We start from the raw sequence: 12372 nt of genomic DNA, 5'->3' as shown, positions 1-12372 counted from the left end.
AACACGGTAATCCGTGTCGAAACCAAGTAGTGCCCCTTCCCGGGACTGAGTACAACAGGGTACCGGAGCATCAAAAGCCGCCCGGTTTTCGAGTACCAACTACTGATGTACGGCATGTTGCGCACCGGCAATATTGATCTTGGAAGAACGGTTCAGCCCCAAGCATCACCGGGATTCCGAAAGTCGCATCACCCGCATCGGAGGTCTCTTGAGCCGATGCTCCGGCCGCCGAAAGGTGGTCCGGCCCTGTACGAAGCCGGCGGCGACAGAGTCTTCTGAGACCGAGACTCTCCCCCCAGCCGCCGCCGGCTTCTAGGCCAGGAACCCCGCGAATCGCGGAACCCAAACCCCTCCCGCATCATGGGACTGCTGCTATTGGAGTGTGCATGTTGCCGGATCCCTGGCTGGACGAAGACACCGTCACAGCAGGGCTGAGGCCATCGACATTCCCCAACAGGACGCAGCTGCTCGAACTCATCCTCTCCGCCATTCCATCGGCTTCCACCAGCGGCATCGTGGTTGTGGGGGACCGGGGATCCGGAAAGAGCCACCTTCTGCTCTCCGTCAAAGCGGGTCTCCCCAAGACCGTGGAGGTCCGCACCTTCACTGGAAAGCCGGAACTGAAAGCCCTCCATTTTGGGGCATTGGGAGCCGTTTCGGGAACTGAGCCGGACGAGGCCGTAGCGCCGGGCCTCCACGTTCTCCGGGCCCTCACAAGCGCTCTGGGGCCAGCGGACTACTTGTACGCGCCACCACTTGAACGACGCCGGAACAAGCGGCATGCTCAACCGGCACGGCCGCAGCTGGTCCTGTTGGTGGACGACATCCACTACGTCGATCCAGCCTCACTGGCAGTCCTTCTGCAACTCATACCCGGCTTTGGTGCAACGCTGGTGGCTACGGCGGAGAGCCGCCACCCTCTCCCGCAGGACCTATACCAGCTTTGGGAGGACGGTTTCCTGGAGCAGTACCTCCTGCCGCCGTTTACCTTCAGCGAGGCACATGCGCTGTGCGAGTCCGTCCTGGGCGGGAAGGTCCAGCGACGGGCAAGCAGCCTCCTCGCTGCCATGAGTGGCTTCAATGTGGGGTTGCTTTGCCTCGCGGTCAACGACGCCCGCAGCGCCGGTTTCCTGGTGCAGGTGGACGGCTTCTGGACCATCGATATCCGGGCACGCTGTGACTGGCCCGGCGTGGTTGGGCACGTCCTGGCGGAGAACGTTTCGCGCCCGCCGGAAGAGCGCCAGGCATTGGAACTCATCGCGCTCGCAGAGCCAGTGGCCCTTCACGTGGTGGAGCGCCACTTTGGCCAGAAGGCCCTGGAGCATCTCCTCGCGAACCACGACATCAGGCTGCTTGCCGGCCGGTCCGCACTGGTCCGTACGAGTTCTTGGCTGCGCGGGGAAGGAACCCGCCTGTCGGTGCCGCGGTCCCGGAGCGTGGCCCTCCGACTTGGCGTGGAGGAACCGCGACTGACTACGGAGACCGCGCCCACCATGCTGCGTTGGATGACATGGACGCTCGATTGCGGCCTGACGCTCTCCGACGAGCTCCTCTTGGCCGCCGCTCCGGCCGCTGACAGGCCGTTCACGGCCGAACTTGCCCGGCGGGCCGCCTCAGCAGTGACGGGGCCGGGACACGCGGACGAGGCCAGACTGCTCAGGGCACGGGCGCTGATCGCCGAAGGTCAACTCCAGGAAGCAGCTCCGGAACTTCGGAAATTGGCAGCCGCGGGCGGGCCCCTTGGTGTGAAGGTCGACGCCGCACACCGACTCATGGCCCTCGGACTGTTGGGTGCCGCGCCTTTTGAAACGGAGCCTGCCGAGCTGGATCCCGCTGGGTCGGATCCTGCTGGGTCGGCGCCCGCTGGGTCGGCGCCCGCTGGGTCGGCGCCCGTCGGCCAGGGCTCCGGGGAACCGACGGATTCCGCTGCATTGATTACCTGGAATGTGCGGGAAGCCGAGCGCCTGCTGCTCTCCGGGGAGGCGCCGGGAGCTTTGCAGAGATCGTCGGCGGCGATGGCAGCCATCGGGGCTGACCCGGCGTTGGAGATGTTCTTGCCCGGGGCACTGCTGCGACATGCGGTGAGCCTGCGCTACAACCTCGCGTGGGGGCTGGTGGACCCGCTGCTGGACAGTCGTGCCGACTACGCCATGCCCAGGCACCTTTCGGCCTGCTTGGACGTCGCCCGCGGCTACGTCCAGCTCAGCCAAGGACTCCCGCGCGCAGCCCGCACCACCCTGGAACCCGTCCTCGCTGAACTGCACGACGCCGGCCTACCACCGGTACTCGCACTGGCTGCGGCCCTGCTGGCCTACTCCGAGGCGTCGTGCGGGAACGCCCGGCAAGCCATGGTGATGGTCCGGCAAAGCCTAGCCGCCCAGGAAGCCGCTCGGAACCCTGCAAGACGGGATCCAGCCTGCTTCTTGCCGCAGCTCAGTGCAATGTATGTCGCGGCGGCGCAGGACCAGGCCTCCGGCACGTCACGTCATCTGATGGCACTGGCAGAACAGGTCCATGCTCAGGGCAGCATCACGCTGGAGGCAGAGGCGTTATCACTCATGACGCTTAACTCGCGCAGTGCCGCCGTCGACGATCTTGTGATCCAGCGCCGCCTGGGCGCGTTGGCTGCCACTGTTCACGGCCCTGGCGGGGCAGCGCTGGGGACGTTCGCAGCGGCCTTGGTGGAGAACGACCCCAAGACATTGGAGTCGGCAGGGCGGAGCCTGTCCGCAGACCGGCAGTTCGCCCATGCCGCTCTATGCTATTCGCGGGCGGCCAGCGGTTATGAAGCCAGGACACGTGCTGCTGCGAGCCGCCGTGCTTCGGTGCTCGTCGAGCGGCTGCGCAACGCCTTCGACAGCGGGATCGTTCCACCGCTCGGTTGGGTGCCGGGGAGGGCGGGCGGCTGACGTGCTGTACGGCACACCGCCGGGTAGGGGCCACCGTGGGACAATAAGGAGTCCCTGAAGGATTTCCAAGGAGCGCCCCTTGACTGCTGTATCAACTCCCGCCTCACTGCAGCGGTCCATGCACGCCATGGACAACGCGGAGGTGTTGCGGATCCGGAATGATTTCCCGGTGCTGAACCAGCTGGTCAACGGCAGACCCTTGATCTACCTCGATTCCGGCGCTACGTCGCAAAACCCACTCAGCGTCATCGAAGCGGAGCAGGAATACTACGAGCAACGCAACGCCGCCGTTCACCGTGGCGCCCACCACCTTGCGGTGGAAGCGACTGAAGTATTCGAGGACGCGCGCCAGACCGTGGCGGACTTTGTGGGCGCCCGGTACGAGGAAACCGTCTGGACCTCCAATGCCACGGAGGGCCTCAACCTCATCAGCTACGCGCTGTCCAACGCCGCCCTGTGGGCGGCACAAGGCCGTGGTGGTTCCGCGCTGAAGGACCTCGCGATTGGTCCGGGCGACGAGATCGTGGTCACCGAAATGGAACACCACGCCAACCTCATCCCTTGGCAGGAACTGGCCTTCCGAACGGGCGCCACGCTCAAGTACATCCCCGTTACGGACGACGGGACCCTACGACTCGACGCCGCCGCGGAAATCGTGGGGGAGCGGACAAAACTCCTCGCCTTCAGCCACGCCTCGAACGTCCTGGGCACCATTAACCCTGTAGCGGAGCTTGTAGCCATTGCCCGCCGTGTGGGCGCATTGGTGGTCCTGGATGCTTGCCAGTCCGTTCCGCACATGGCTGTTAACGTCAAGGAATTGGACGTCGACTTCGCCGTGTTCTCGGGGCACAAAATGCTGGCGCCCACCGGAGTTGGCGTGCTGTACGGGAAACAGGAGCTCCTGGATGTCCTGCCGCCGTTCCTGACGGGCGGGTCCATGATCACCACGGTCACTATGGAACGGGCCGAGTACCTGCCGGCACCTCAGCGGTTCGAGGCCGGAACCCAGCGCATCTCCCAAGCCGTGGCGCTCGCAACCGCCGTGAACTACCTCACCGAGACAGGCATCGACCGCATCCATGCGTGGGAGGCAACGCTGGGTCAACGCCTTGTAAAGGGGCTTGAAAGCATCGATGGCATCCGCGTGGTCGGCCCGGCATCCGGCGCCGAACGGATCGGGCTGGCTGCGTTTGACGTCGCAGGTGTCCACGCCCACGACGTCGGACAGTTCCTTGATGACCGCGGCATCGCCGTTCGCGTCGGCCACCACTGCGCCCAGCCACTGCACCGCCGCCTGGGACTCACGGCAACCACCCGCGCGAGCACCTACCTTTACAACACCACGGATGACGTCGACGCTTTCCTCGACGCTGTTTCGGGTGTCCGGGCTTATTTCCAGGCCTGACACGCGGCACAGGCTTTTGGCCGCACAGCCGTCAACCAACGATTTTCCGCAGAATAGGCAATAAGCATCATGAGTCTTGACCAGCTGTACCAGCAGATCATCCTGGACCACTCCAAGCAGCGGCACGGTAGCGGCCTGGGGGAAACGGATGCCCCGGCCGGTACGTCCACCGGACAGTCGCACCAGCTGAATCCGGTGTGTGGGGACGAAGTGACGCTGCGACTGGCCGTTTCCGATGGAACAGTGCAACAGATCAGCTGGGATGGCGCCGGCTGTTCCATCTCCATGGCCTCAGCCTCGGTGCTCAGCGAACTGGGTGAGGGCATGTCAGTGGAAGAACTCCACTCCATCATCGATAACTTCCGCGAGGTTCTCCGTTCGCGCGGAAAGGTGCAGGCAGACCCCGAGATTTTGGGCGATGCCGCCGCCTTCGAAGGAGTAGCCCGCTACGCCGCCCGCGTGAAATGCGCCATGATCTCCTGGGTTGCTGCCGAGGACGCGCTCAACCAGGCCACAGCCTAGCCGCCAGGGAGCACCTCCGCGTCAGGCGCGGGCAAAGACGTCAGGGACGCCGTCGCCGTCGTCGTCCCGTTCTTCATCTGCCTGCACCTGGCGGTAGCGCCGGTTACGGGCCCGAAGCACGACGGCGGCCAGCAGCGCCGAGATCAAGGAGCCGGCCAGGATGGCCACCTTGGCGTGGTCGTTATGGGCGGAGCCGGCGCCGAAGCTCAACTCGCCGATCAGCAATGAAACAGTGAAGCCGATGCCGGCCAGCAGTGCCAGCCCGAAGAGGTCGATCCAAGCGATGCTGGAATCCAGGCTTGCTCGGGTGGTTTTGGTGACCAGGAACGTGGTGCCGAAGACACCCACGGCCTTGCCCACCACCAACGCCGCCACAATGCCCACGGCCACCGGATCCCTGAGGGCGGCTCCCATGCCGTCCAACCCGCCCAAGGCCACGCCGGCCGAGAAGAACGCGAAGACAGGTACTGCAAAGCCTGCCGAGAACGGGCGAAGTTTATGCTCGAGGTGTTCGGCCAGGCCCTCGGTTGGTTCTCCCCTTTTCCCGCTGGCCAGGACGGGAACGGCGAAGCCCAACAGCACTCCAGCCACGGTGGCGTGGATGCCGGAGGCATGGACAAAGCCCCAAGTGGCCAGGGCGAGGGGCAAAAGGAGGTACCAGCTCCGGACCCGTTTTTGGACGAGGAACGTGAAGAGGGCGAGTGGAACCAAGGCAGCCAGAAGCATGAGGGGCTGCAGCCCACTGGAGTAGAAGAAGGCAATGATACCGATGGCGATGAGGTCGTCCACAACGGCGAGGGTCAGCAGGAACGTCCGGAGCGCCGCGGGCAGGTGCGTGTTGATGACGGCCAGCACTGCAAGGGCGAAGGCAATGTCAGTGGCTGTGGGGATGGCCCAGCCTTTGAGCGTTTCCCCGGCGGTTCCGAGGTTGAAGAGTACGTAGATCAGGGCCGGCACCACCACGCCACCGACGGCCGCGGCCACGGGGACAACTGCACGGGCAGGTTTGCGGAGTTCCCCTGCGACGAATTCACGCTTGAGTTCAAGCCCCGCGAGGAAGAAGAACACCGCCAGCAGGCCATCGGAGGCCCAATGGCCCAGGCTCAGTTCCAGATGCCAGGGCTCGTAGCCGATCTTGACGTCCCGGAGTGCGAAATAGCCCTCTGCTGCTGGGGAGTTCGCCCAAACGAGCGCGACGACGGTGGCCGCAAGGAGGAGGGCGCCGCCAACGGTCTCTGTACGGAGAATCGAGAGGATCCGGCGGTACTCGGGGTAACTGGAGCGCGAGAAGACTCTGCTCGATTCGCCGGGCTGGGAAGAGTTGTTCGGCAGGCGGGGACTGTCAGCCACGAAGGCTCCTTCAATAGTGTGCGGGCATAGATCATGACTCCGCCGACCAGACTTCCCGGCACACCAATAACCATCTTACCCAACTGAGTCGCAGCAGAGCGCGTTATCAGCTCTCATAACGCGCTCTGCTGCGACTCAGTTGGGTGAAACTTAGGCGACGAGGCCCGCAACTCCGATGACCGCCGTCGCTAGTCCGAGCACCATGGAGATGGTGACCAGCACGACGTGGACCGTAAGGAACTTAGTGGCTTTCCCGGCGGCGTCACGGGCGCGTGGATCCTTCATGACGCGCTTCAGGAACTGCGGCCACACAACCAAGGACCAGACACCGGCAACGATCAGGACAACCGCCAGGATTGCGGGGATCTCCACGCTAGTGGCTTTCGAGCCAGGCCTGCGCCTGCTGGGACTGGATGCCCAAGGCCTTGCCCACCATGGGCTCGGCAGCGTCGGCGATCTTGCCACCGAGGAAGGGAACCGAGGAGGTCACGTTGCCTTCGAGTTCGATCCGGGTGCTGCCGCCCTCGGCGACCAGACGCTGGACCGCGGTGACATCGAGCGGTGCGCCCGAAATCTTAAGGGCGATGGTGCTGGCCCGTGAACCGTCAGCTGCGGGGGCTTCCCACTTCTCCGTCTGGGTGACTTTCAGCGTTTCGCCAACGAACTTGCGGGCGATATCCGGCAGGCGCGTGGTGGGGAGCGTGCGGACCGTGGTGGTGGTGAAAGCGCCGGCGGTGTCGCCATCAACGGTAAACGATTCCAAGGAGCCGCCCACGTATTCGCTGGTGTGACGCAGGAAATCCTCGTCTACCAAGACGGCAGCTACGCGGTCAACGCTGTGGGGCAGGGTGGTGGATGCACTCAGGGCCATGGGTCCTCCGTGGATGGTTGTGGTGAAGGTTTTTTAGCTTCCAACATCCTACGGGGTCTCGGTGGACACGCCTGAACCGGCCTCCTGGAGGGTAGTGGCTGCGGTCGAAATGTTGCGGGCCATCGAGGGGAAGATGAACCCGTGGAAGGGATACACACCAAGCCAATACAGCCTTCCGGCCAGGCCGCGCGGGAAGAAGATGGCCCGTTGCTTATAGAGGCTGCCGTCACCGTCGGGCTCCACTGCAAACTCAAGCCAGGCGCCGCCGGGGGCCCGCATCTCGGCGCGCAAACGCAGCAGGTGTCCGCGGTCAATGGCCTCTACCCTCCACCAGTCCACTACCTCGCCGGTATTCAGTGTCCGGGGGTGTCGGCGCCCCCTTAGGAGGCCTGCACCACCCTGCAGCTTGTCCAGCCAGCCACGGATCCGCCAGGCCAAGGGGAGGGAGTACCAGCCGTTCTTGCCCCCGATGCCCTCAATGATGGTCCACACGTGCTCGGGCTTGGCCTCGCTGTGGAAGGTCCGCTCGTCGAGGAAGACTTTGTAGCCGGCCCAGTCGGGATCGCTCGGCAGCGGATCGGCGTCAATGCCGGCGTTCGCCCACGTCGTCTCAACCTGTCCGTTCCGTTCCTTGCCCAGCGCCAAGGCTACGGCGCGCCGGTAAGGGGTCAAGCCGCCGTCGGGCTGTGGAATGTAATTGTCGACGTCGTGCTCCCGCGACACCGCGTCGTGCTGCAGAGATTGCACCAAGGGGAGGGACATGGACAACGGAATGGGAGTCACCAAGGCAACCCACAAGCCCGCGAGTTTCGGTGCAGGGACGGGTAGCGCAATCACCAGCCGCCGGGGGAGTCCACGCTCCACGGCATACTCGTTCATCATGTCCTTGTACTTCAGGACATCCCTGGAGCCGAGGTCGAAGGAGCGGTTGAGCTTTTCCGGAAGAGCCGCGGCCGCCACGAGGTAATGCAGGACATCACGCACTGCAATGGCTTCAATCCGGTTATTAACCCAACTAGGCGCCGGCATAACCGGCAAAGTATCGGCAAGGTGCCGGATCATCTCGAATGACGCCGAGCCCGAACCAATCACCACGCCGGCTTGAAAGACGATGGAGTCAACCGCGGATTCCAGGAACACCCGGCCTACGGTCTCCCTGGACCGCATATGGATGGAAAGCTCTTCGTTCTCGGGGTGCAGGCCGCCAAGGTAGACGATCCTGTCCACGCCCGCTTCCGCAGCCGCATCTGCCACGAGCCGGGCCATCGATTCTTCCTTGGCTTCGAATCCGCTGCCCGAGGCCATCGAGTGAACCAGGTAATAGAGGACATCCACCCCGGTCAGTGCGGTCGCCAGGCTTTGGGCGTCGGACAGGCTGTCCTGGATGATCTCAACCTGATCGTGCCAGGGAACATCGGCAATCTTCTGTGGTGTGCGGACCAGGACCTTGACACTGTGCCCGGCTTCGAGGAGCCGGGGGACCAAGCGGCCGCCAATGTAACCGGTGGCGCCTGTGACCAGCACGGTCTTGGTGTCCTGCGGGGTATTGGAATGCGTCTCTTCGGAAGGCTGCAAGGGAACTCCTGGGCTGGGGTAGAGGTAGGCTGGAATGACCCGGCATTCTTTCGAATTTCCGGGCATTTGTGTTGCCTGCCCTTGGACCCACCCTAGGAGTTTCTGCCATGAGCCTCAACGGTCTGCGCCGCGCACTGGCGGAGGACAAGACTTTTGCGCGCGTTCGTACGGAGGCACAGAGGTCCTTCAGCGATCGGAACGCCGACTACCAAATCAGTGCGCCCACCGGCATGCGGGCCGTGTTGCTCGCCGAAATGGCCGACGCGCTGGCTGACGCTGGTGCCGATGGCGCGGGCGCACCAGTGGTCCTCGCCGTCACCGCAACCGGTCGCGAAGCCGAAGACCTTACCGCCGCCCTCGGCTCCTATCTCCCCGCAGACTCGGTGGCCACCTTCCCCAGTTGGGAGACCCTCCCGCACGAGCGGCTGTCGCCGCGCTCGGACACCGTGGGCCGCAGGCTTTCCGTCCTGCGCCGCCTGACGCACCCCGAAACCTCGACGGCGGCCCCGTTGCGTGTGGTGGTGGCCCCGGTTCGCGCCGTGGTCCAGCCGATTGTGGCCGGCCTGGGCGACCTGGTTCCCGTCACGCTGAAGGTGGGGCAGGAACGGTCCTTCACAGAGGTTGTCCGGGCCCTGTCCGACGCCGCGTATGCCCGCGTGGATATGGTGACGCACCGTGGCGAGTTCGCAGTCCGCGGGGGCATCCTTGACGTCTTCCCCCCCACCGAGGACCATCCCATCCGCGTGGAATTCTTCGGCGACGAAGTGGACCAGATGCGCTGGTTCGCCGTGGCCGACCAGCGCTCGCTGTCCGCACCCGGAATTCACCACCCCACAGAACTGCACGCCCCGCCGTGCCGGGAAATCCTCATCACGGCTTCCGTGATGTCCCGAGCAGCCAAGCTCAAGGCAGACATGCCGGCCGCGGCCGACATGCTCGAGAAGATCGCCGGGGGCATCGCTGTTGAAGGCATGGAATCACTGGCTCCGGTGCTGGTGGATGCCATGGTCCCGTTCGTGGACCAGCTCCCGGCCGGGTCGCTGTCCGTGGTCATCGAACCGGAGAAGGTACGCACCCGCGCGCACGACCTCGCGGCGACCAACGAGGAGTTCCTGGAAGCTGCCTGGTCAACGGCATCCGACGGCGGTGCGGCGCCCCTTGACCTGTCGTCGCAGGCGTCCACTGACTTGCATGCCGCCAGTTTCCGATCGCTCACCGACACCCGTTCGGCGGCCCTGGAACACGGCGTGTCCTGGTGGTCCATCACCTCGCTCGCTTCGGACGAGGACCTGGTCCTGGACATCGACGTACTTAACATGCGTGCCCGCGAACCTCGTGGCTACCAGGGTGACGTGGCCGAAATGCTGGAGTTCATCGGCTCCCGTGTCCGCGAGCAGTGGCGTGTAGTTGTGGTGACCGATGGTCCCGGGCCCGCCCAGCGGCTGGCCGAGCTGTTCCATGACGCGGAGATCCCTTGTTCCCGCGTGGAGTCCCTGGATAACGAACCCCAGCCGGGCATCATCGAGGTGACCACTGCCGCCGTCGGGCGTGGGTTTGTCCTGGACGGGCTCAAACTTGGCCTGTTGACGGAAGCCGACCTGCTGGGCCGAGCCACGGCGAGCTCCACCAAGGACATGCGTCGTATGCCCTCCAAGCGGCGGAACGCCGTGGACCCTTTGCAGCTGCATACCGGCGACTTCGTAGTGCACGAGCAGCACGGGATCGGCCGCTTCGTGGAGCTCATCCAGCGCAAGGTGGCCGGTACGTCGTCGTCCGATGCCGGGCTGCGTGAGTACCTGGTGCTGGAGTACGCGGCGTCCAAGCGCGGTGCGCCGGGAGACCGGCTCTTCGTACCAACCGACCAGCTGGACCAGGTAACCCGCTATGTGGGTGGAGACGCGCCGGCGCTGAGCAAGATGGGCGGCGCTGACTGGGCCAGCACAAAGTCCAAGGCACGCAAGGCCGTCAAGGAAATCGCCGGTGAGTTGATCCGGCTGTACTCCGCCCGGATGGCATCACGCGGCCACGCCTTCGCGCCTGACACCCCGTGGCAGCGTGAGCTGGAGGAAGCCTTCCCCTATGTGGAAACGCCGGACCAGCTGACCACCATCAACGAGGTCAAAGCGGACATGGAGCGGGAGATTCCCATGGACCGGCTGGTGTCCGGCGACGTGGGCTATGGCAAGACCGAAATCGCCGTTCGTGCAGCGTTCAAGGCGGTCCAGGACGGCAAGCAGGTGGCGGTCCTGGTACCCACAACCCTTCTTGCGCAGCAGCACTACGAAACGTTCACCGAGCGCTTCAGCGGCTTCCCCCTGCGCGTGAAGCCGCTTTCAAGGTTCCAGAGCGGCAAGGAAGCCAAGGAGACCGCTGAGGGCGTGAAGAGCGGCGCAGTGGATGTGGTGATCGGTACGCACCGGCTACTGTCCAAGGACTTCCAGTTCAAGGATCTGGGCCTCGTGATCGTTGACGAGGAGCAGCGCTTCGGAGTGGAACACAAGGAAGCGCTCAAGAAGATGCGCACCAACGTGGATGTGTTGGCCATGAGTGCAACGCCGATTCCGCGAACCCTGGAAATGTCGCTGACGGGCATCCGGGAAACGTCCACCTTGGCGACTCCGCCGGAGGAACGTCACCCCGTGCTGACCTACGTGGGCCCGTACACGAACAAGCAGACCTCGGCAGCGATCCGGCGTGAACTCATGCGCGAAGGTCAGGTGTTCTTCGTTCACAATCGCGTCTCGTCCATCGAACGCATTGCCGCACAGATCCGCGAGCTTGTCCCCGAGGCCAGGGTGGAGGTGGCACACGGGCAGATGTCCGAGAGCCGCCTTGAGAAGATCATCGTGGACTTCTGGGAAAAGCGCTTCGACGTGCTGGTCTGCACCACCATCATCGAGACCGGCCTGGACATTTCCAACGCCAACACGTTGATAGTTGACGGGGCCGACAAGTACGGGCTCTCCCAGCTCCACCAGCTCCGCGGCCGTGTTGGCCGCGGCCGGGAACGTGCTTACGCCTACTTCCTCTACCCCTCGGAGAAACCGCTTGGCGAGGTGGCACTGGAACGCCTCAAGGCCGTTGCAGCGCACAACGAGCTCGGCGCAGGCATGCAGCTGGCCATGAAGGACCTCGAAATACGAGGCGCCGGCAACTTGTTGGGCGGTGAGCAGTCCGGCCACATCCAAGGCGTGGGCTTCGACCTCTACATCCGTCTGGTGGGAGAGGCCGTAGCCGAATACCGCGGCGAGGCCGAGGAGAAGGCGGCCGAGATGAAGATTGAGCTGCCCGTCAACGCCCACCTGCCCCACGACTACGTGCCCGGCGAAAGGCTCCGCCTGGAGGCATACCGGAAACTGGCCTCCGCCATCACGTACGAGGCCATCGACGAAGTCCTGGCCGAACTCGTGGACCGCTACGGCGAGCCGCCGCTGCCTGCCCGGAACCTTATTGCCGTGGCCCGCTTCAGGGTGGGTGCGCGCGAAGCCGGCCTGTCCGACGTCGCACTCCAAGGCAACTTCATCCGCTTCTCGCCGGCGCAACTGCCCGAGTCCAAAACCATGCGCCTGAACCGCATGTACCCCGGTTCGCAGGTGAAACCTGCCCTTGACGCGGTGCTGATTCCCAAGCCCAAGACGGCCAGGATCGGCGGACGGGATCTTCAGGACGCCGAGATCCTTCAGTGGGCCAACAACGTTATTGAAGCGATTTTCGCTGAAGTACCTGTGAAGGCTGGCTAA

The 12372-nt window shown here is 64.4% G+C and carries 8 protein-coding genes; 4 read left to right on the top strand and 4 right to left on the bottom strand.

Going from position 1 to position 12372, the window contains the following annotated elements; all coding sequences use genetic code 11:
- The first annotated feature begins 386 nt into the window (after positions 1 to 386).
- The 3 genes from AC0J5Z_RS16925 (at position 387) to sufU (ending at position 4836) form a co-directional block, all read left to right on the top strand.
- A complete protein-coding gene (locus tag AC0J5Z_RS16925; protein WP_475034467.1) occupies positions 387 to 2909 on the top strand; it encodes an ATP-binding protein in 2523 nt (840 codons plus the stop codon).
- Positions 2910 to 2988: 79 nt separating this feature from the next.
- Positions 2989 to 4314, top strand: coding sequence for a cysteine desulfurase (locus AC0J5Z_RS16920; RefSeq protein WP_475034465.1), 1326 nt, complete (start codon positions 2989 to 2991; stop codon positions 4312 to 4314).
- Between the two features lie 69 nt (positions 4315 to 4383).
- Positions 4384 to 4836 carry a Fe-S cluster assembly sulfur transfer protein SufU gene (gene sufU / locus AC0J5Z_RS16915; protein WP_475034463.1) on the top strand — a complete coding sequence of 151 codons (453 nt, stop codon included), beginning with the start codon at positions 4384 to 4386 and terminating at the stop codon, positions 4834 to 4836.
- Between the two features lie 21 nt (positions 4837 to 4857).
- On the opposite strand, the gene nhaA is transcribed toward sufU, so the two are convergent.
- From nhaA to AC0J5Z_RS16895, 4 genes are all read right to left on the bottom strand, one after another.
- Positions 4858 to 6186: a Na+/H+ antiporter NhaA gene (gene nhaA / locus AC0J5Z_RS16910; protein WP_475034461.1), complete on the bottom strand. Its 1329-nt coding sequence runs from the start codon at positions 6184 to 6186 to the stop codon at positions 4858 to 4860.
- Positions 6187 to 6336: 150 nt separating this feature from the next.
- Positions 6337 to 6558: an SCO4848 family membrane protein gene (locus AC0J5Z_RS16905; RefSeq protein ID WP_475034459.1), complete on the bottom strand. Its 222-nt coding sequence runs from the start codon at positions 6556 to 6558 to the stop codon at positions 6337 to 6339.
- A gap of 1 nt (position 6559) precedes the next feature.
- Positions 6560 to 7057 (bottom strand): DUF2505 domain-containing protein, encoded by a 498-nt coding sequence (locus tag AC0J5Z_RS16900; protein WP_475034457.1) that lies wholly within the window; start codon positions 7055 to 7057, stop codon positions 6560 to 6562.
- 48 nt (positions 7058 to 7105) lie between these two features.
- A complete protein-coding gene (locus tag AC0J5Z_RS16895) occupies positions 7106 to 8698 on the bottom strand; it encodes an SDR family oxidoreductase (RefSeq protein ID WP_475034455.1) in 1593 nt (530 codons plus the stop codon).
- A 41-nt stretch (positions 8699 to 8739) separates the two neighbouring features.
- On the opposite strand from AC0J5Z_RS16895, the gene mfd reads away from it, so the two are divergent.
- Positions 8740 to 12372: a transcription-repair coupling factor gene (mfd, locus tag AC0J5Z_RS16890; RefSeq protein ID WP_475034453.1), complete on the top strand. Its 3633-nt coding sequence runs from the start codon at positions 8740 to 8742 to the stop codon at positions 12370 to 12372.

It is taken from the genome of Paenarthrobacter sp. TRD_SC_7 (assembly GCF_056156245.1).
This window is presented reverse-complemented; position numbering and strand designations above follow the sequence as displayed.